This is a genomic window from Pseudomonas psychrophila (assembly GCF_001043005.1).
Lineage (GTDB): Bacteria > Pseudomonadota > Gammaproteobacteria > Pseudomonadales > Pseudomonadaceae > Aquipseudomonas > Aquipseudomonas psychrophila.
Genome location: NZ_JYKZ01000012.1, coordinates 17,732 through 36,840 on the forward strand (window position 1 = coordinate 17,732; position 19,109 = coordinate 36,840).

Genomic DNA, 19,109 nt, shown 5'->3' on the forward strand with positions numbered 1-19,109 from the left:
ACACCCGGGAAACACACATGCCCTCTACACATCCTGGCACTCCTCCCGCGACAACCCTGCCGGACCCGGTTCAGGCGCTTTATCGCAAGATCACCCGCAAACTCATTCCCTTCCTGTGCTTCTGCTATCTGGCCGCCTACCTGGACCGGATCAATATTGGCTTCGCCAAGCTGCAAATGCTGGGCGATCTGCAGTTCAGCGAAACGGCTTTTGGCCTTGGCGCCGGGCTGTTTTTCGTCGGCTACATCATTTTTGAGGTGCCGAGCAACCTGGCCCTGGAGAAAGTCGGCGCCAAGATCTGGATTGCCCGGATCATGATCACCTGGGGCCTGCTTTCGGCCTGCACCATGCTGGTCACCACCCCTACCCAGTTCTATATCGTGCGCTTCTTGCTGGGTGCGGCCGAGGCCGGATTTCTGCCCGGCGTTCTCTACTACCTGACGACCTGGTTTCCGACTCACCGACGGGGCCGCATCATTGCCCTGTTCATGATTGGCATGCCGCTCTCCAGCGTGATCGGCGGGCCGCTCTCGGGCTGGATCATGGGCGCGTTCGACAACACGGCAGGGCTCAAGGGCTGGCAGTGGCTGTTTATCATCGAAGCGATTCCCAGCGTTTTGCTGGGTATTCTGACGTTCTGGGCCCTGCCCAACAGCCACCACACCGCTAAATGGCTGAACGACAAAGAAAAAGCGCTGCTTGAAAACGAGCTGCGCCAGGATGACGCCGAAGGCAAAAACAGCAAGCACAGCTTTCGCGACGGCTTTTTCAACCTCAAGGTCTGGATGCTCGGGGGTATCGACTTCTCCATCCTGCTCAGCGCCTACGCCATGGCTTTCTGGATGCCCACCTTCATTCGCAATGCGGGCGTGGCCGACAACTTCCATATCGGTGTACTGACCGCCCTGCCCAGCGCCGCCGCCCTGATTGGCATGCTGTTGATTGGCGCAAGTTCAGACCGTCATCGCGAACGTCGCTGGCACATCATCGTGCCTTTTCTGATCGGCGCGGCGGCCATGGCCGGCACGACCTTCTATAGCCATAACGTCTTTGCCACGGTTTTACTGTTCGCCATTGCCTCGGCCGCCATCATCGGGGCCGTACCGGTGTTTTTCAGCTTGCCGGCGACCTTTCTCAAAGGGCGGGCAGCGGCCACGGGATTTGCCCTCGCGTGCTCGCTGGCCAATATCGCCGGCCTGGTGAGCAATTCGCTGATGGGCATCGCCATTGACGTGACCGGTAGCGGTTCAGGAGCGCTTTGGTTCTTCGCAGGCTGTCTGCTCCTGAGCAGCCTGCTGGTGATCGCCTTGCCAGCGAAACTGGTCAACCGCTGACACGCGACTAGGAACGCCTGTGGGAGCGAGCCTGCTCGCCCCCACAGCGCGGGGCTTACATGGCAGTCGCCCTGCCGCGCAAAAGACTCCACAATGGTCGCTGGCAACGGTTACTCAATTTGGAGAAGAAAATGGAAGTTCCCGCTAGTCAGCTCTCAGAAGACACTCAAATCGAATCTGACACCGGACCTCTGCTCAACAGCATCGAGATCCGCATTCTCGGCTCCCTGATCGAGAAACAGGCCACCAACCCTGAAACCTACCCTCTGACGCTCAACGCGCTGGTACTGGCGTGCAATCAGAAAACCAGCCGTGAACCGGTGCTTAATCTCACTCAAGGACAGGTCGGACAAAGCTTGCGCGCCCTGGAAGGCCGCGGCTTTACCCGATTGGTGATGGGTAGCCGTGCTGACCGCTGGGAGCATAAGGTCGACAAGGCGCTGGAACTGGTGCCTGCGCAAGTGGTTCTGCTGGGCTTGTTGTTTCTGCGGGGCCCGCAAACCCTGAACGAGCTCTTGACCCGCAGTTCGCGCATGCACGATTTCGAAGACATAGAGCAGGTGCAGCACCAGCTGGAACGTCTGATCGCCCGCGATCTTGCGCTGCTGGTGCCGCGCCAGAGCGGCCAGCGCGAAGACCGCTACATGCACGCGATGGGGGATCCGGCTGACATCGACACACTCATGGCTAACCGTCAGCAGCCTGCAGAGCGCAGCAGTGGCTCCATGGTATCGCTGGAGCGCTTTGAAGCTCTTGAAGCGCGCATCGCAGCCCTTGAGGCTCGCCTGGCAGACCTGGAATAAAGCGGATGTCGGGCGAGGTCACTCGCCCGACCCTGCCATCAGCTGCGGGCAAATGCCACCGCTGCCTGGAACTGCTCGGCACTAGGTCGAACACCGGTGTACAGCACGAACTGTTCCAGTGCCTGAATCGCAATAACCTCCAGCCCCGTGATCACCTGCTTGCCCTGAGCACGGCCACGGACGATCAATGGCGTTTCTACCGGAATCGCCACCACATCAAAGACAATATCGGCGCGATCGATGGCATCTGCTTCAAAGGCCAGATCTTCGGCTTCTGCCCCGCCCGCCATGCCCACCGGAGTGACATTGATCAGCATCTGGGGCCTGTGTGCGGCCAACTCCGGCTGCCACTCGTAACCACAGCTTGCCGCCAGCGCCCCCCCTGTCACCTCGTTACGCGCCACAATCAACCCATTGCGATAGCCACCGTCGCGCAATGCCGAGGCAACGGCCTTGGCCATGCCACCACTGCCACGCAATGCAAAAGTGGTGTCCTTAGGAACCTTGTGACTGTCGAGCAATTGCGCGATGGCAATGTAGTCCGTGTTGTACGCTTTGAGGTGACCATCGGTATTGACGATGGTGTTGATCGACGCGATGGCCCGAGCCGAGGCGTCCAGTTCGTCCACCAACTCAATGCACGCTTCCTTGAACGGCATGGACACACCGCAACCTCGAATCCCCAGGGCACGGATACCGGTCACTGCTCCCTTGAGGTCTTTGCTGCTGAACGCCTTGTAGTAAAAGTTCAGGCCCAGTTGTTCGTATAGATGATTATGAAAACGCAGTCCGAAGTTCCCCGGTCGACCCGACAGCGATATGCACAGCTGGGTGTCTTTGTTCGGATTCATTTGCATGCTCATCTCCTTGCTGAATGCTTTTAGATGGACGGCACAAGCCGTACCGGAAGTTTTGCTGGATCATAGTGCAGTTGCGAACGCTGAAACGTCTCAGCGCCCGCAGACCTTACACAAAATTTACCAACGCGCTTCGCAGTTTTTAATAAAACACGGTCTTAACGTTATCCCCGCAATTATCCGTGGTCTGGTGCAGGCCGAAAGTCGGGGCTGAAATTCGAGGAATCGTCATGATGCGTACCATCCCCAAAGTTGCTTTGCTTATCGGCGCCCTGGCTGCCTCTGGGCAGGCATCCGCTCATGGCGGTTGGGGTGCCGGACCTGCCATTTTTGGTGCGGTCGTCGGCGCCGCGGTTGTGGGTTCGGTCATTGCAGGCCAGGAGCAGCGCCCGGTGTACGTGCAACAACCGGTCTATGTCCAGCCGCAACCTGTTTACGTTCAGGCCCCGCCGGTCTACTACCAACCGCAACCGGTGTATGTCCAACCCCCTCAGCCTGTCTATTACGAGGGCTACTACGGTCGGCCGCACCCGGCCTACTATGGCCCGCCACGTGGCTATTACGGCCCGCCGCGCTGGTAGTCCCGGCGCAGGCAAGCCGGCAGGCTTTTTGCAGCTGTCGGTGGGTCCGAATAGACAATGTGAATGTCGCTGATGAGACACCGTACTGGCCCGGACTGCGGCATGATGGAGCGCCATTGGCGCGATCATCGGCACATTAATAAAAACAAGGACGGCCTCTATGCCTACACAAAACCCGCACCACATCGTAGGGCTCTGCACTTCAAGCAAGGTGTACAACACCCTGACCGAGCTCAAACAGCTCGAAGGCCATCGCACCGCCAAGCTGGTCTCACTCCTGGCCCAGCATCTGGTGCGCGAGGGATTACTGAGCGATCAGGAAGTCATGCACATGCTCGATCAAGTGGTTGACTGACACCTCATCGCCATCAATGACGACTATCACGCGCAATGATTTTTTGCGCAGCGGCCCAGCCCGTAAGGTAGCGACATTGTTTGAAGGAGGTGTTTATGCCCAAGATTCATGTCATGTCGGTCATCGGTAGCGCAGTACCCGCTCCGCTTCGCGCGCACGGCCTGCTGGCGTGCTGGTATGTGGTCAGTGACGGCGTTGCCCTCAGCGGCCCCTTTACCTCCCGTGCCGCCGCGCAAATCAAAGCCACCAGCGAAACAGATAGAACAGCGCCGCACTCAACGCGACACTGAGCAGGACGTTACGGCTCCAGAGCATGACCCCAATGGTGCATAGCCCGGCCAACAGGTACGGGTTGCCCGGGCTCAGGTCGACCCCGTGATCCTTGACGAAGATGATTGGCCCGCAAATCGCTGTCAGCATCCCCGGCACCGCGAATCCCAAAAATTCCTTTACCCCGCGATTCAAACGAATCGGCAACCGCGGCTCCAAAAACAGGTAGCGGTTGAAAAACAGTATCAGCGTCATCCCGCCTATGATTGCCCAAATCATGCCCAGTACCCTCCCAGTCGCTTGCACAGATAGCCTGCAACCATGCCCGACAGCCCTGCCAGCACAATGGCCGACTCCCAACCCCAATAACTGAACAGCACCACGGTCAGCAACGACACTGCTATGCAGACGATTGTCGGAAAGTTGCGAACGATGGGTGTGATTAACGCAATGAACGTCGCGGCAATCGAGAACTCCAGCCCCAGTTGATCCAGCCCCGGGATACTCTTGCCCAGCAGCACGCCCAGAAGGGTGAAAATATTCCAGCCCACGTACATGCACAGCCCAACGCCCAGTGCGTACCAACGATCGAACGTCTTCTGGTCAAACGGGCTGACCAGGGCAAAGAACTCATCGGTCAGCAAAAAGCCCAGCCCCAGACGCCATCTCGGTTCGAGTGGCGCCACCAGCGGTCGCAAATGCATGGCATAGAGCAAATGTTGCGAGGTCAGCAGCAAGGTAGTCACCAGGATTGAAATCACACTCGCCCCTCCCTTGATCATGCCGATCGCCACCAATTGCGCCGCACCGGCAAACACAAAAAGCGAGAGCCCCTGGCTTTGCGCGGGCGTCAATTGGGCATCGATGGCCGTGGAGCCGGCCAACAACCCCCAAGGGGCACACGCCAGCGTGAGCGGAAGACAGGCCATGGTGCCGCGCACAAACGCGGTTCGAGCAAGGGAATCAGACATAACAAACATTCCGGCAGTAAGCAGCGGCAAAGGGTCGCAACTTGACTGACGAAAGTCTTGAACGATCTTGCTCACAGGCCCTCAAAACTTTACGCGGGCTCCTTGAGACGCCCCGACGCGTTTGACGAGAGGCCGATCCTGGTCTTTAGTCAGCCGCATTCAAGTGACGTTAATTCCGATCAACCGCTGCCACGAGGAACCACCATGAAAGACCTGAAATCCGCCAAGGAAAGCAGAAAGGCCGATCTGCGGACACCTACGGCATTAAGCGAAGAAGCCTGCATCAACATTGCAGCCGAAGTGAATGCCCTGCTGGCTGATACCTTCGCCATTTACATGAAAACCAAGAACTTCCACTGGCACATGTCCGGTCCGCATTTCCGTGATTTCCATCTGCTGCTGGACGAGCAAGCCGATCAAATCTATGCGACCACCGACGCCATTGCCGAACGCGTACGCAAGCTGGGGCGCACGACGCTTCGCTCGATTGGCCATATTAAAAAGCTCCAGCGCCTGCTGGATAACGATGCCGACTTCGTCACTCCGGAAGACATGCTGGCAGAGCTGCGCGAAGACAACATCCAACTGGCGGCCTACATGCGTGAGACTCACGACATGTGCTCCGAACTCGGGGATGTAGCCACCACCAGCCTGCTGGAAAACTGGATCGACGAAGCCGAACGCCGCGTGTGGTTCCTGTTCGAGTCGTCGCGCACTAAATAACCGGCAAATTTTGTAGGAGCGGACTTGCTCGCGATACAGGCGACGCGGTTCGGCTGGAGCACCTGCTCGATGCCATCGCGATTAAGCCCGCCCCCACATGAACCATGAATTTTGTTTCACAGTCTTTGAGTGCAGCGAGAGGTATATTCACTGCGCTCATTGCTCATTCAATGAACCCCTTGGCCCGCACCTCCCCCAGCGGGCTTTTTTTTGCCTGTCAAACGCCTTGCTGGAACACCAGCGCTTTCAAACCGCATTCGGTATCGGCATCAGGGAACTCCGGGGGGTTATCCAGGCGCTGGACAAAACGCAGGCCGGGCGCATCACGGGTGACGCCATCGATCAGAAAGTCCGAACCCAGTGCAGGGTCGTTCATGCACGCCAGGACCGTGCCGTTTTCGCTGAGCAATTCCGGCAAACGGCGCACTACGCGCTGGTAATCCTTGGTCAACAGGAAGCTGCCTTTCTGGAACGACGGCGGGTCGATGATCACCAGATCGTAAGGACCGGTGCTTTTCACCTTGCCCCAGGACTTGAACAGTTCATGCCCCAGAAACGTCACCTTGCTCATGTCGTGCCCGTTCAACCGATGGTTGTCGCGGCCACGGCTCAGCGCTGCACGTGACATATCGAGATTGACCACATGCTCGGCGCCACCTTCTATCGCGGCCACTGAAAAGCCGCAGGTGTAGGCAAAAAGGTTCAATACCCGTTTGCCCCCGGCGTTGGCCCGCACCCAGTCACGGCCGTAGCGCATGTCCAGGAACAGGCCGTTGTTCTGCTTGCGGCCCAGGTCCACCCGATAGCGCAACCCGCCTTCCGTCAGCGTCCACTCATCAACCGCCTCACCCACCAGCCATTCGGTGTCGCTCTGCAGCGTATAGCGATGTTGCAGCACCAACGTGTGTGCGCCGCTGGCTTGCCATGGGGGTGACTGCACGAGAGTCATCAACAGTTGCTTCAAGGCGTCCAGCTGCCCGGCATCGGGCTCCTTGAACAGCGAGACCAGTACCACGCCTTGCAGCCAGTCCACCGTCAACTGCTCAAGCCCCGGCCAGCAACGTCCGCGCCCATGGAACAAACGTCGGGTTTCATCGGGCGCAGCCTCAAGAGCAGTCAATAGGTGCAGATGCAGAGTGGTTAACGCTTCAGGAGTCATCAGGCCGGCCGGTCAATTTCAAGGGCCGGCATTTTACACAATTGCATCGCCCTGCCTAACCTGCACAACTCGCTCATGCACCCGTAACCGCCCTTCCTGAAAAACTTAAAATTATCGTTTTACAATCATTTATTATCGAATTACGATACTTCCACCGCAAAACACCGCCTACCGTTTCTGCGCAGAATCCGGGCACTTAAAACCATCAGTACGACAGAAGGACTTTTAGATGAAAACTGATCACTTGGCCGATCGCAGCCGAATCCTGGCAACAGCCACTCTGGCACTCGTCGTGACCATGCTGCTGGCCAATATCGCTTACTGGATTTTCCCCAACGTCATTGGCACCTATGTCGGCGGATTCAGCCTCAGCGCCATGAGCAAAACACTGAATGCAGACATTCTTCAGATGCCCTGGTGGCAAGTCGCAGGTGCAATCGTGCTCTCCAGTATCCCCCTGCTGATACTGGCCAAGGGTTTGCTGGCACTGCGCAGCCTGTTTCTGGCCTACAGCAACGGGGAATACTTCTCGGCAGAGTCGGCTGAACTGTTGGGCAAAGTTGGCAAAAGCGTCTCTTTGTGGGTGCTGGCTTGCCTGCTGCTGACACCGGTCATGAGTGTCTGGATTACATTTTTGCGCCCTGCTGGCGAGCGTTTGCTCACTATCAGCTTTGAACCGTCGCATCTTGTTGCCTTATTCCTCTCCGCTTCTCTTATGATCATCGCCCGCAGCCTATACAACGCCTGTTCGTTGGCTCGTGAAAATCAGCAGTTTGTTTAAGAGGCCAAGATGCCGATCGAGATTAAGCTGGACGTGATGCTGGCCACCCGCAAGGTCAAATCCAAAGACCTCGCGCAGAGGGTCGGTATCACCGAGCAGAACCTGTCACTGCTCAAACAAGGGAAGGTAAAAGGTATAAGGCTCGCCACCCTGGAGGCTATTTGCATAGCGCTGGATTGCCAGCCCGGAGACCTGCTGCATTATCGAGCCGAATCGTAAAACTCCCGCTCACGCCTGTGGGGCCACCGCCCCACAGGCGTTGTACTTGGCCCCGCCTCCAGCGTTACTGACTGCTCGCCACCTCCAGGGGCCGGGTCAAACGCTTACTCTGTTCAGCCAGCCAACAGCTTTGCACTGCTAGGCTCGCCCGGGCACGAATCCCTGCTTCGCCAGCACTTGCAATTGACGTCTGCCAATGCACTGGCGCCTCAAAGCCTCATCCACGAATATTCGCTGATAAACCCTTCGAAATCAGGCATTTCTGCCGCTATTGATCCATACTGACAAAATGTAACGTTATGTGTGTAACAGCCGTTGCAGCCAGGTAATTCCCAACCATCCTTGAGTCATTCTGCGTGAAAATTCATCTTTCTATTTTAAGCCTGTGTTTAGTTCTGGCAGGCACCAGCGCCTCTTCAATCGCCGCAGCGGCTGAAAGCATTTCGGCCCCAAGGGATACCTCACAACTGCATATCGCCTCAGGCAGCGCGATGCTGATCGACCTGCAGACCAACAAGGTCATTTTTGCCAGCAACCCTGACGCCATCGTCCCCATCGCTTCCGTGACCAAACTGATGACCGCCATGGTGGTGCTGGACGCCAAGCAGTCGATGGATGAATACATTTCGGTCAACATCAGCGACACCCCAGAAATGAAAGGCGTGTTTTCGCGGGTCAAGATTGGCAGCGAGCTCTCGCGTCGCGAAATGATGCTGATCACCCTGATGTCATCGGAAAACCGCGCGGCTGCCAGCCTTGCCCATCACTATCCAGGCGGTTATGTGGCCTTTATCGCAGCCATGAACGCCAAGGCCAAAAGCCTGGGCATGATGAGTACCCATTACGTTGAGCCGACCGGCCTGTCGATTCACAACGTGTCCACCGCCCGCGACTTGAGCAAACTCCTGGCAACGGCGCGGCACTACCCGATGCTCAGCCAGTTGAGCACCACCAAAGAAAAAACCGTGGCGTTCCGCAAGCCCAACTACACCCTGGGCTTTCATAACACCGATCATCTGGTCAATAAGGACAAGTGGAATATCAAGATCACCAAGACCGGCTTTACCAATCAAGCCGGCCACTGCCTGGTGCTGGTAACCGAGATGGGCAATCGCCCGGTTTCGCTGGTGATTCTGGATGCCTTTGGCAAATACACCCACTTCGCCGATGCAGGGCGGATTCGCAACTGGGTTGAAACCGGTAAAAGCGGCAGCGTGCCCGACGTAGCCTTGCGCTACAAAGCCGACAAGAACCTGCAAAAACATCAGTTGACCGCAGGCCAGGCAGGAAAGTGATATTCAAGACGTAAATTGCAGGCACTTGCCCCGGGGAGAGATCGGGGACAAATGCCTGCGTACTGCACCTATCATGCACGCGGATAAAAAGAACCCCGCCTGAAGACGGGGTTCTTTGCTAACGCGTGCTCAGATCAGTGTTGCAGAGCAGGCTGCGAATCCCCATTGATCGGGATACGTTTGGCTTTTGCCTCTTCCGGTACCACCCGCTGCAGGTCGATGCTGAGTAAACCGTTGCTCAGGTTTGCACCTTTGATCTCGATATGGTCGTCGAGACGGAAGGACAATTTAAATGCCCGCTGTGCAATGCCTTGATGCAAGAAGGTCACGCCTTCTTCGCTGGTACTTTCACGTTTGCTGCCGCTTACGGTCAGCACACCTTTCTCTACTTGCAGGTCCAGATCATCTTGCTGGAAGCCTGCAGCTGCAACCACGATGCGATAGCTGTCCTCACCCCGTTTTTCAACGTTGTAAGGTGGGTAGCCGCCGCTCGAATCATTGCGCAAAGCGGTTTCAAACAAATCACTAAAACGGTCAAAACCGACAGAATTACGGAACAGTGGCGCCATTGAAAATGCGTTGCTCATAATTTCATCCTCCTGATTTCAGCGAGATTTAGTTACGCGACCCGGTTTCGGCATCGCGTACCCCTTAAATAGGGACCGTCAAAACCGTTTCAAGGGTTTTTCTGAAAATTTTTTTTCAGCCGTTTCAGGCAGCGTCTGCTGGCGGGTTGTTGACCAGATGGCGGACCTTTTCACAGTCGGTCTCACGACGCATGGCATTGAACAATACGACCGCTTCGGGATAGTTGCGCGTCAGCATGGCCAACCACTGCTTCAGGCGCCCGGGGGCTGAGCGCGGCGTCAGCTGAGCCTCGGCCTGAGCCCAGAAATCGCGGATCATGGGCTGCAAGTCAGCCCAGGTCATCGGCACCACTTCAACACCGGCACGGGCTGCGGCAATTTGCCGGGCCAGATCGGGGCGCGACACCAGGCCGCGACCCAGCATGATGTCTTCGGCACCACTGATTTCGCGGCAACGGCGCCAATCTTCAACCGACCAGATATCGCCATTGGCAAACACCGGCACCTTCACCACTTCCTGTACCTGGGCGATGTACTCCCAATGGGCAGGCGGCTTGTAGCCATCCATCTTGGTCCGCGCGTGCACCACGATCTGGCTTGCGCCCCCTTCGGCCAGGGCAATCGCGCACTCATTGGCGCTGTCTGGCGTGTCAAAGCCCAGACGCATCTTGGCGGTCACCGGGATATGCGCAGGCACGGTACGTCGTACCTGCAGCAGGATCGCGTGCAGCAGTTCGGGCTCTTTGAGCAGCACCGCACCGCCACGGGACTTGTTCACAGTTTTGGCCGGGCAGCCAAAATTGAGGTCAATCACTCCGGAGCCCAGCTCAACGGCCAGCGCCGCGTTGTCGGCCAAACAGGCCGGATCAGAACCCAACAACTGAACGCGCAACGGAACGCCGGAACGCGTCTGGGCACCGTGCTGCAGTTCGGGGGCGAATTTATGGAAGTAGGCTTCTGGTAACAACCGTTCGGTGACCCGAATAAATTCGGTCACACACCAATCAATACCGCCGGTGCGGGTCAGGACATCACGCAGGATGTTGTCGACCAACCCCTCCATCGGCGCCAAAGCAATTTGCATGGGTGACTCTCATAAAAAACGTGCGGCAGTTTACGCCGTTCTGTAGGCAATCGGTATGAGCAGGCGCTGCTGATCAGGCTGTCACGACAGCCGGGCCATAACCTTCAAGGAACTCGGGCGGCAAGCGCTTGGCCTTGCCGGTGGACAACTCGATGCAGACAAAGGTGGTTTGGGCGCGCAGCAAGGTCACGCCATCGCTGGGGCGCACGAGCTGAAAGTGTCGGGTCATGCGCAAGCGCTGGTCACAGTCGACAATCCAGGTCGCCAATTGCAGCTCATCGTCTTCGTAGGCGCTGGCCAGGTAATCGATTTCATGCCGGGATACCGCCATGGCGCGGTCAAGACGACGGTACTCGGTGAGGTCCAGCCCCAGGCGCTGCGAATGGCGCCAGGCACATCGTTCCAGCCAGACCACATAGGCCGCGTTATTGGCATGGCCGAACCCGTCAATGTCTTCGGCCTTAACGTGCAGGTCAATGATGAACGGTGCTGCCAAATCCCAACTCATGCCTTGTCTCCCTGTAAACAAAAAAGGAGCGCAGTGTAACGCAGAGGTGGCACCAGCAAGCTTCAAGGCGAGGAATATAAAAACTGCAGACAAACAAAAGGGTCATTCAATAATCGAATGACCCTTATAAATCCCGCATAGCGGGTAATCGTGGCGTCCCCTAGGGGACTCGAACCCCTGTTACCGCCGTGAAAGGGCGGTGTCCTAGGCCACTAGACGAAGGGGACACAAACCCTTCTAACAGTGATCAGCACTCGGTGCTGATCGATTCAATGCCAGTGTGGCCCGACATTGAACTGTAAATTGGTGGAGCTAAACGGGATCGAACCGTTGACCTCTTGCATGCCATGCAAGCGCTCTCCCAGCTGAGCTATAGCCCCGATTTATCGCCTGGCGGCGGAGCATCACCGAAGTGCTGCTTCTGTAAAACTGGCGTCCCCTAGGGGACTCGAACCCCTGTTACCGCCGTGAAAGGGCGGTGTCCTAGGCCACTAGACGAAGGGGACACAAACCTTCTAACTGATCAGCGCTGAGTGCTGATCGATTCAATGCCGGTGTGGCCAGACATTGAACTGTAAATTTGGTGGAGCTAAACGGGATCGAACCGTTGACCTCTTGCATGCCATGCAAGCGCTCTCCCAGCTGAGCTATAGCCCCAGACAGTCAACGCAGCGTGTTATTGCTGCTTGTTTCATGTTGCTGTGTGGACGGGGCGCATATTAAGACTGGATCGGTAGGCTGTCAAACTTATTTTCAAAGTTTTTAAAAAAAATTTGCCGTGAGAACAACCACTTACCTTCCCTGCCCCGTAAATACTGGCCCAAACCCATCTAGACGCTTTTGTAGAAGCGGGCTTGCTTGCGATGGGAACGACGCGCAGTGCCAGGCAATACGTGTCGATACCATCGCGAGCAAGCCCGCTCCCACAGAAAAAAACCGCCTGCGATGATTAATTCAGCGCGTTAAACAGCTTTTCCCACTCTTTGTTTTCTTTCTTCGAAACGCCGCCCAGCAGGTCCAGCGCCTGGCGCAGACGGAAGCGGGTCAGGTCCGGCCCCAGAATTTCCATGGCGTCCAGCACCGACACCGAGCTTGCTTGTCCCGTGATCGAAGCGAACATCAGCGGCATGGCATCACGCAGCTTCAGCTCCAGGGATTCAACCACCGTCTGGATGCAACCGGTGATGGCGTCTTTTTCCCACTGACGCAGGCTCTCAAGCTTCCACAGAATCAATTGCATCAACTGACGCACTTGTTCGTTGGACAGCTTCTTGTGCTCAAACAACTTGGCATCGAGTTGCAAGCCACCCGAGAAGAAGAACCCGGCCAATGGCGCGATCTGGCTGAAGGTCTCAACACGACCCTGAACCAGCGGGGCGATCTTCATCATGTACTCAGGGTTCAACGCCCATTGCTGAACGCGGCTGGCGAACTCTTCCAGCGGCAGGTCACGCAACCATTGGCCGTTGAGCCAAGACAGCTTCTCAACGTCGAAAATCGGCCCGCCCAGCGAGACGCGGGACAGGTCAAAGTTATCAACCATTTCCTGCAACGAGAACTTCTCGCGCTCGTCCGGCATCGACCAGCCCATGCGACCCAGGTAGTTGAGCATGGCTTCAGGCATAAAGCCCATGCGCTCGTAGAACGTCACCGAGGTTGGGTTTTTGCGCTTGGACAGCTTGCTCTTGTCCGGGTTGCGCAGCAGCGGCATGTAGCACAGTTGCGGTTGTTCCCAGCCGAAGTACTCGTACAGCAGGATCAGCTTGGGTGCCGATGGCAGCCACTCTTCGCCACGCAGTACGTGGGTGATGCCCATCAAGTGATCGTCGACCACGTTGGCCAGGAAGTAGGTCGGCAGACCATCGGTTTTCATCAGCACTTGCATGTCCATGCGATCCCACGGGATCTCAACATCGCCGCGCAGCAGGTCTGGCACTACGCAGACGCCTTCGGTAGGCACTTTCATGCGGATCACGTGCGGTTCGCCAGCAGCCAGACGGGCCGCCACTTCTTCTTTGGACAGCAGCAGCGCACGACCGTCGTAACGAGGGGTTTCACCCTTGGCCATTTGCTCGGCGCGCATCTGGTCCAGCTCCTCGCTCGTGCAGAAGCACGGGAAGGCATGACCCATATCGACCAGTTGCTGGGTGTACTTCTTGTAGATCTCGCTGCGCTCGCTTTGACGGTACGGGCCGTGTGGGCCACCAACGTCCGGGCCTTCGCTCCAGGTGATACCTAACCAGCGCAAGGCATCGTAGATCTGCTGCTCGGACTCGCGGGTAGAACGCAATTGGTCGGTATCTTCGATCCGCAGGATAAATTCGCCGCCATGCTGCTTGGCAAAGCAGTAGTTGAACAAAGCGATGTAAGCGGTGCCGACGTGGGGGTCGCCGGTAGGCGATGGCGCAATGCGCGTGCGAACGGTGGTCATGGGCGGTCTCGAAGTGGAGATAAAACAAAGGGCGAATGGTAACAGGCCGAGACGGCTTGGCTCCAGCGCAGCAGGCCAACAAGGTCACATCCCCCGCCCCACGGCTCAATACAGCGAAAACAGAGCACCTGCATCAAGCTCGATAAAAAGAAACCGCCCGGCAGAGATGCTAACCTCTGGCCACGCTCTAATCCCCTTGGCCGGAGTCCTCTATGGCCCATGTCGTACTGGTGTTGGTTGAAACGGTAAATGACTACTTGCCACTGCTTGAGCGCGAAGGTTTCGAGCTGATACTGGCGCCCACACCGTCCAGCCGCGCCGAAGCCATTGCCGAGCATGGCGCACGGATCAACGCGGTGCTGACCCGTGGGCCGCTGGGTTTATATGCCGAAGAGATCGCCGACATGCCTTCGCTGCTGATTATCTGCGTGATCGGTGCCGGTTATGAGCATGTAGACCTGCAGGCCGCCAGCAACCGCGGGGTAGTCGTCACCAATGGCGCCGGCGCCAATGCCTCATCGGTGGCCGACCACGCGATGGCGCTTTTACTGTCACTGGTACGCGGCATTCCCCAGGCCGATGCCGGCATCCGTCGCGGTGAATGGAACAAGCTGCGCCAACCTTCGTTGGCGGGCAAGCGCATGGGCATCCTCGGCCTGGGCGCAGTGGGCATGGCCATTGCCAAACGTGCAGCCAACGGGTTTGACATGAGCATCAGCTATCACACCCGCCAGGAACGCCACGACATGCACTACACCTACTGCAAAAACGTGATCGAACTGGCCAGTTCGGTAGATTTTCTGATCGTTGCCACACCCGGCGGTAGCGAGACACGACACCTGGTCGATACAGCCGCGCTGTATGCCCTGGGCCGCAACGGTTACCTGATCAACATTGCCCGAGCCAGCGTGGTCGACACCCAGGCCCTGATCGATGCCTTGGCCAAAGGCAAAATTGCCGGGGCCGGGCTCGATGTTTTCGATGATGAACCAGAAGTACCGGACGCACTCAAATTGCTCGGCAATGTGGTAATGACCCCCCACATGGGCGGCCAATCACCGGAAGCCGCTGAGGGCACCGTGCAAATGGTGGTCAACAACCTGCTCGCCTTCTTTGCCGGGCAACCCGTATTGACCCCGGTACGGTTACCCGAACCTCAATAAGTACGGAGTTTAAATTAAGCCCCCAGCAGCTCGTTATACACAACGACTCCTGCTTATTGAGGTGCTGATATGTCCCCCGCTGCCGCCCTGGTACACAACCTGCGCAATCGACTCAGTAAACCCACCGCCTACCGGCTGTTCGATATCCAGCTCAAGCGCCGCATCACCTTGAGCCCCTCGCTGACACGCTTTGTGTTCGGTGGCAGCGACGTAGCACTGATGCGCACCCTGGCACCCGATCAGCGAGTCAAGTTGTTGTTCCCCAGCGCCAATGGCGAGCCCTCCAACCTGCCAAAACAAGGGGATTGGCGGGCGCCCCTGCGCGACTTGAGCCCCGAACGGGTGCCGCCCATGCGCTCCTACACCATTCGCAACCTGCGCCTGGAGGCAGGCGAACTGGATATCGACTTTGTCCTGCACGGCGTCACCGGCCCCGCCACACGCTGGGCGACACAGGCCAAAGCGGGTGCCCCCCTGCAAATTGCGGCCCCTAATGCCGCCTATACGGACGACCCGGGCGGCTATGAGTGGCAACCGCCACAAGGCATGCGCAAAGTGCTGCTGATCGGCGACGAAACTGCGCTGCCCGCCATCGCCGGCATCCTCGAAGAGCTGGCACATCACCCCGACACCCCTCAGGTGCAGGTTTTTATTGAAGTACCCGAAGAATCCGACTGCCAAAACCTGGTCTGTGGCCCGAACACCAAAATCCACTGGCTACCCCGTGCCAGCCTGGGCAAGCAGCACGGTGACGGCATGATCCTCGCCGCCCGTGAACTGGCCAGCCTGCCGCCCCGACGCCTGCAGGCAAAGGCTTGTGCTGTCCTGCAAGAACTTGATCTGGACAACCAGCGCCTCTGGGAACGGGCCAGCGCCAGGCACAACGAGTTTTATGCCTGGGTGGCTGGAGAATCGACGGCGGTGATGGCGATCAGAAGGTTTTTCATCCATGAATGCGGCATGGACCGCAAGGCTTTGACCTTGATGGGTTATTGGAAGCTGGGACGGTCATTGGGCTGATACTGGCCCTTGTAGCAGTTGCCGAAGGAACGAGGCTGCGTTCGGGCGCGTAGCGATCGTAAAACCTGAGTCCGCAGGGTATCTGACAGGCCGCATGCATTGATTTCACGACGGCTACGCCGCCGAACGCAGCCTCGTTCCCTCGGCAGCTGCTACGAAAATTTGCCCCCCTCAGCTCGCAGCAGAGCATTTACTGGAACGCATGAAACATTTTATTACAAATACAGCTTCGGGTTTTACTCACCTCATTCGTCCTACATGTATAAGAGATCGCTTCTCAATGGCGATTACACACCCGCCCTACCCCCGAGTTTGCCGTTTCCCATGTCCAAAAAGTCCCGATCCAAACTCTGGTTTCTGGTTCACAGCTGGTTGACCCTGCCTATATGGTTCTTCGTCCTGATTGTCTGCGTGACCGGCACCTTGGCCGTGGTCAGCCAGGAAATTGTGTGGCTTGCCACCCCTGAAGCCCGATCCACCCAGCCGTTTGATGACGCTCCACTGCTGACATACGAGCAGGCGCTGACCGCCATTCACAAGGCCGAACCGAACCTGGCCGTTCAGTCGATCAGCCGCCCGGATGAGTCGCACTTTGCCCTCGTGGCCCGTGTGGTGTACCCGGACGGCCGCTCGCCATCGCTGTACATCAACCCGTACACCGGGGCGATCCAGGGGGAAAGCCCCAGCTTTGACTTCCAGGCCTTTACCCGCGCGTTGCACGGCTGGTGGTTGGTGCCGTTCACCAATGGCTTCAGTTGGGGCTGGTATCTGGTGTCGTTCCTCGGCCTTCCATTGCTGGGGTCGCTGATCACCGGCCTGGTGGTCTACAAAAAATTCTGGAAGGGCTTTTTTAAACCCAACCTGCGTTTCAATCATGGTGCACGCATTTTTTGGGGCGACTTCCATCGCTTGTGCGGCATCTGGTCGATCTGGTTTATTGCGGTCATTTCCATCACCGGCCTGTGGTTCTTGATTCAGGCCTTTATGTTCGATAACCAGATTTCGATTTCGACCGCTGGCAACCCGCCTGTTGTGGCGCGCCAGGACGTGCCGATCATGCCTGACGGCAAGCCCGCACCGCAGATCAGCCTCGATCAGGCAGTCAAGATTGCCGCCGAAAGAATTCCTGGGCTGGAAGCGAGTTTTGTCAGCCTGCCGAGCAATGCCTACGGACACATCGAGGTCGGCGGCCCGGGCTGGTATCCACTGCTGTTCCAGACAGCAGAAATCAACCCGTATAACGGCGCGATCGAAGGCTCGCGAATGATTGCCGACCGCTCCGGGCTGGAGCTGGTCACCGAGTCCATGCGTCCGCTGCACACCGGCGATTTTGGCGGCCTGTGGGTCAAGCTGATCTGGTTCTTCTTCGGCCTGATCCTCAGCATGATGATTCTGAGCGGCCTGCTGATCTGGACCAAACGCACTGCGCTGGCCACCGCCAATGCTTTCAAGCGCAGCGAGAAATCACAGCGCGCACCCGCCAAAACCCAGACCGCCACGGCGCATAGCCAACAGCCAGAAGAGGCCAATGTATGAGCAAGGCAGTGGCCGCACAGCCCTCCACCACCCTGGGCCGGTGGTGGCACAAATGGCGCTTTCACATAAATGTCCTGCTGTTGTTGGTGCCGCTGGGCTTCATGCCCAAGTACTTCGCAGATGCCTCGCTGTTTCGTGGGGACAGCGGCTTGGGCGAGCGTGAAATCGGCATCGTACAAGTCGGCCCCTGGAGCCTGAAACTGGCTGAGTTTCGCAACGAAGCCCCGCGCCCTGATGGCCCGGCCGGCTATATGAAGAGCTTTAACGCGGCCCTGTGCGATACCTGCATCGATCAGGTCAAGGCCGCCTACCTGCGAATCGGCAAACCTCGCAGCCTGCGGGCCGCTGGCGTAATTTTCTTCGGTACGCCCTACCGTATGGGCGCCACCATGCCGATCCCGGATCGCACCAAAGCCGACGCCGAGCTGTGGATCACCCTTGAGGGGTGGGACGGCTCCATGCATCAGGCCTCCATTCCCCTGAGTCAGGCCTCACCGGCAACGGTGGCCTGGCTGGCCCAACGAGGAACCAAATAATGCCTTCGCGCCTGTTTAAAAAACCTGCCCTGGCGGCAGGATTTATTGCGTTGCTCGGTGTCTGCAACCAGGCACTGGCCCACAACCCGATGTGTGAGTGCAAAGCCGTGGAAGACGGGCAAATCCGTTGCACAGGCGGGTTCTCCGACGGCAGCGGCGCACCGGGAGTGACCCTGGATGTGATCGGCTACGACGAAACCATCCTGGTGCCCGGCAAGCTGGGAGCGGATTCAACCCTGACCTTCAAGCGTCCCGATTCCGAGTTTTATGTCCTGTTCGACGCCGGCCCCGGTCACATCGTTGAAATCGACCAAGCCGATATCGAGGCCCCATGAGCACTCAAGTCGTGCGTCCGGCCGGGGCCGGGCATGAAACCCTGTATGTGCTGCTGTTGTGCCTGTTGATTTTGACTGTAGCCGGCTCCGTGGTGGCCTGGCGTCACGAGTCGCAGGAGATTACTTCGGTGGCCGCCCATCAACTGGATGCACGACGGGACCTGACCGCTGCCGAACAAGGTATCTACGCCGACCTGCGGGTCACCCTGGATGAAATCCAGTTGCTGCGCGAAGAGTCCAGTGCCCTGCCCCAACCCGCTCAACTGGCCGAAGAAGGCTTTGCACCCTTTGCCAGCGATGCCAGCTCCGTGAGCCGTGGCAACCATGCCTGGCAATTACTGGGCGAGCAGGCGTATCTGGGCACCAGCCCCAACCCTGAGGTGGCGGGTTCGTTCTTGATGCGCATCAGCTCCCAGCCGGATATATGGCTCAACCGCACTCCCGACGTAAAAGCCCCCACCGACTTCAGCGATGCCGCCCTTAACCAAAGTGGCTGGCAGCAAGTGATCGCGCAATTCGATGCCGGGGTTACACGCCAGCATCGGCACTGAACCCACCGCT

23 protein-coding genes and 4 tRNA genes are annotated in these 19,109 nt (G+C 57.8%); 15 read left to right on the forward strand and 12 right to left on the reverse strand.

What is annotated here, in order from left to right; translation table 11 throughout:
- Positions 1 to 17 precede the first annotated feature (17 nt).
- Entirely contained in the window at positions 18 to 1,334 is a 1,317-nt protein-coding gene (locus TU76_RS20095; protein ID WP_048352394.1) for an MFS transporter, read from the forward strand.
- Between the two features lie 131 nt (positions 1,335 to 1,465).
- On the forward strand, positions 1,466 to 2,137 hold the full coding sequence (locus TU76_RS20100) for a YceH family protein (RefSeq protein ID WP_019826140.1): 672 nt from the start codon (positions 1,466 to 1,468) through the stop codon (positions 2,135 to 2,137).
- 38 nt (positions 2,138 to 2,175) lie between these two features.
- Here the strand turns inward: TU76_RS20100 and TU76_RS20105 are convergent, their stop codons facing one another.
- Positions 2,176 to 2,994: a shikimate 5-dehydrogenase gene (locus tag TU76_RS20105; RefSeq protein ID WP_048352395.1), complete on the reverse strand. Its 819-nt coding sequence runs from the start codon at positions 2,992 to 2,994 to the stop codon at positions 2,176 to 2,178.
- A gap of 230 nt (positions 2,995 to 3,224) precedes the next feature.
- On the opposite strand from TU76_RS20105, the gene TU76_RS20115 reads away from it, so the two are divergent.
- From TU76_RS20115 to TU76_RS25665, 3 genes are all read left to right on the forward strand, one after another.
- The gene (locus tag TU76_RS20115; protein ID WP_019826143.1) at positions 3,225 to 3,575 is read left to right on the forward strand and encodes a hypothetical protein; all 351 of its coding nucleotides are present in this window, start codon (positions 3,225 to 3,227) and stop codon (positions 3,573 to 3,575) included.
- A 160-nt stretch (positions 3,576 to 3,735) separates the two neighbouring features.
- Positions 3,736 to 3,930 carry a hypothetical protein gene (locus tag TU76_RS20120; protein ID WP_019826144.1) on the forward strand — a complete coding sequence of 65 codons (195 nt, stop codon included), beginning with the start codon at positions 3,736 to 3,738 and terminating at the stop codon, positions 3,928 to 3,930.
- Positions 3,931 to 4,025: 95 nt separating this feature from the next.
- Complete coding sequence (locus TU76_RS25665) at positions 4,026 to 4,220, forward strand: hypothetical protein (protein WP_082113487.1); 195 nt, start codon at positions 4,026 to 4,028, stop codon at positions 4,218 to 4,220.
- On the opposite strand, the gene TU76_RS20125 is transcribed toward TU76_RS25665, so the two are convergent.
- Positions 4,168 to 4,479, reverse strand: coding sequence for an AzlD domain-containing protein (locus TU76_RS20125; RefSeq protein WP_048352397.1), 312 nt, complete (start codon positions 4,477 to 4,479; stop codon positions 4,168 to 4,170). The genes TU76_RS25665 and TU76_RS20125 overlap by 53 nt on opposite strands.
- Positions 4,476 to 5,171 (reverse strand): AzlC family ABC transporter permease, encoded by a 696-nt coding sequence (locus tag TU76_RS20130; RefSeq protein WP_048352436.1) that lies wholly within the window; start codon positions 5,169 to 5,171, stop codon positions 4,476 to 4,478. The genes TU76_RS20125 and TU76_RS20130 overlap by 4 nt, the downstream gene beginning before the upstream one ends.
- 204 nt (positions 5,172 to 5,375) lie before the next feature.
- Between TU76_RS20130 and TU76_RS20135 the strand changes: the two genes are divergently transcribed.
- Complete coding sequence (locus TU76_RS20135; RefSeq protein ID WP_019826151.1) at positions 5,376 to 5,894, forward strand: Dps family protein; 519 nt, start codon at positions 5,376 to 5,378, stop codon at positions 5,892 to 5,894.
- 217 nt (positions 5,895 to 6,111) lie between these two features.
- On the opposite strand, the gene TU76_RS20140 is transcribed toward TU76_RS20135, so the two are convergent.
- Positions 6,112 to 7,053 carry a class I SAM-dependent methyltransferase gene (locus tag TU76_RS20140; protein ID WP_019826152.1) on the reverse strand — a complete coding sequence of 314 codons (942 nt, stop codon included), beginning with the start codon at positions 7,051 to 7,053 and terminating at the stop codon, positions 6,112 to 6,114.
- Between the two features lie 229 nt (positions 7,054 to 7,282).
- On the opposite strand from TU76_RS20140, the gene TU76_RS20145 reads away from it, so the two are divergent.
- The 3 genes from TU76_RS20145 (at position 7,283) to pbpG (ending at position 9,348) form a co-directional block, all read left to right on the forward strand.
- On the forward strand, positions 7,283 to 7,834 hold the full coding sequence (locus TU76_RS20145; RefSeq protein ID WP_046810525.1) for a DUF2975 domain-containing protein: 552 nt from the start codon (positions 7,283 to 7,285) through the stop codon (positions 7,832 to 7,834).
- 9 nt (positions 7,835 to 7,843) lie between these two features.
- On the forward strand, positions 7,844 to 8,053 hold the full coding sequence (locus TU76_RS20150; RefSeq protein ID WP_046810526.1) for a helix-turn-helix domain-containing protein: 210 nt from the start codon (positions 7,844 to 7,846) through the stop codon (positions 8,051 to 8,053).
- A 356-nt stretch (positions 8,054 to 8,409) separates the two neighbouring features.
- Complete coding sequence (gene pbpG / locus TU76_RS20155; RefSeq protein ID WP_048352398.1) at positions 8,410 to 9,348, forward strand: D-alanyl-D-alanine endopeptidase; 939 nt, start codon at positions 8,410 to 8,412, stop codon at positions 9,346 to 9,348.
- A 134-nt stretch (positions 9,349 to 9,482) separates the two neighbouring features.
- Here the strand turns inward: pbpG and TU76_RS20160 are convergent, their stop codons facing one another.
- The 8 genes from TU76_RS20160 to gltX all read right to left on the reverse strand — a co-directional run bounded on the left by TU76_RS20160 (position 9,483) and on the right by gltX (position 13,958).
- Positions 9,483 to 9,935 (reverse strand): Hsp20 family protein, encoded by a 453-nt coding sequence (locus TU76_RS20160; RefSeq protein ID WP_019826160.1) that lies wholly within the window; start codon positions 9,933 to 9,935, stop codon positions 9,483 to 9,485.
- Between the two features lie 124 nt (positions 9,936 to 10,059).
- A complete protein-coding gene (locus tag TU76_RS20165; protein ID WP_048352399.1) occupies positions 10,060 to 11,019 on the reverse strand; it encodes a tRNA dihydrouridine synthase in 960 nt (319 codons plus the stop codon).
- Positions 11,020 to 11,092: 73 nt separating this feature from the next.
- Positions 11,093 to 11,527 (reverse strand): acyl-CoA thioesterase, encoded by a 435-nt coding sequence (locus TU76_RS20170; protein ID WP_019826163.1) that lies wholly within the window; start codon positions 11,525 to 11,527, stop codon positions 11,093 to 11,095.
- 151 nt (positions 11,528 to 11,678) lie between these two features.
- Positions 11,679 to 11,754, reverse strand: a tRNA-Glu gene (locus TU76_RS20175).
- 77 nt (positions 11,755 to 11,831) lie between these two features.
- Positions 11,832 to 11,907: transfer RNA gene (locus TU76_RS20180), tRNA-Ala, on the reverse strand.
- 50 nt (positions 11,908 to 11,957) lie between these two features.
- A tRNA-Glu gene (locus tag TU76_RS20185) sits at positions 11,958 to 12,033 on the reverse strand.
- A gap of 75 nt (positions 12,034 to 12,108) precedes the next feature.
- A tRNA-Ala gene (locus TU76_RS20190) sits at positions 12,109 to 12,184 on the reverse strand.
- Positions 12,185 to 12,476: 292 nt separating this feature from the next.
- Positions 12,477 to 13,958 (reverse strand): glutamate--tRNA ligase, encoded by a 1,482-nt coding sequence (gene gltX / locus TU76_RS20195; protein ID WP_019826165.1) that lies wholly within the window; start codon positions 13,956 to 13,958, stop codon positions 12,477 to 12,479.
- Positions 13,959 to 14,170: 212 nt separating this feature from the next.
- On the opposite strand from gltX, the gene TU76_RS20200 reads away from it, so the two are divergent.
- The 6 genes from TU76_RS20200 (at position 14,171) to TU76_RS20225 (ending at position 19,099) form a co-directional block, all read left to right on the forward strand.
- Positions 14,171 to 15,121, forward strand: a complete 951-nt coding sequence (locus TU76_RS20200) for a 2-hydroxyacid dehydrogenase (RefSeq protein WP_019826167.1) — start codon at positions 14,171 to 14,173, stop codon at positions 15,119 to 15,121.
- A gap of 69 nt (positions 15,122 to 15,190) precedes the next feature.
- Positions 15,191 to 16,141 (forward strand): siderophore-interacting protein, encoded by a 951-nt coding sequence (locus TU76_RS20205; RefSeq protein ID WP_048352400.1) that lies wholly within the window; start codon positions 15,191 to 15,193, stop codon positions 16,139 to 16,141.
- Between the two features lie 324 nt (positions 16,142 to 16,465).
- Complete coding sequence (locus TU76_RS20210; RefSeq protein ID WP_019826294.1) at positions 16,466 to 17,677, forward strand: PepSY-associated TM helix domain-containing protein; 1,212 nt, start codon at positions 16,466 to 16,468, stop codon at positions 17,675 to 17,677.
- Entirely contained in the window at positions 17,674 to 18,213 is a 540-nt protein-coding gene (locus TU76_RS20215) for a hypothetical protein (RefSeq protein WP_048352401.1), read from the forward strand. The genes TU76_RS20210 and TU76_RS20215 overlap by 4 nt, the downstream gene beginning before the upstream one ends.
- A complete protein-coding gene (locus tag TU76_RS20220; protein WP_019826298.1) occupies positions 18,213 to 18,548 on the forward strand; it encodes a hypothetical protein in 336 nt (111 codons plus the stop codon). Before TU76_RS20215 ends, TU76_RS20220 begins: the two co-directional genes overlap by 1 nt.
- On the forward strand, positions 18,545 to 19,099 hold the full coding sequence (locus TU76_RS20225; protein ID WP_019826300.1) for a DUF6162 family protein: 555 nt from the start codon (positions 18,545 to 18,547) through the stop codon (positions 19,097 to 19,099). The genes TU76_RS20220 and TU76_RS20225 overlap by 4 nt, the downstream gene beginning before the upstream one ends.
- Positions 19,100 to 19,109 lie beyond the last annotated feature (10 nt).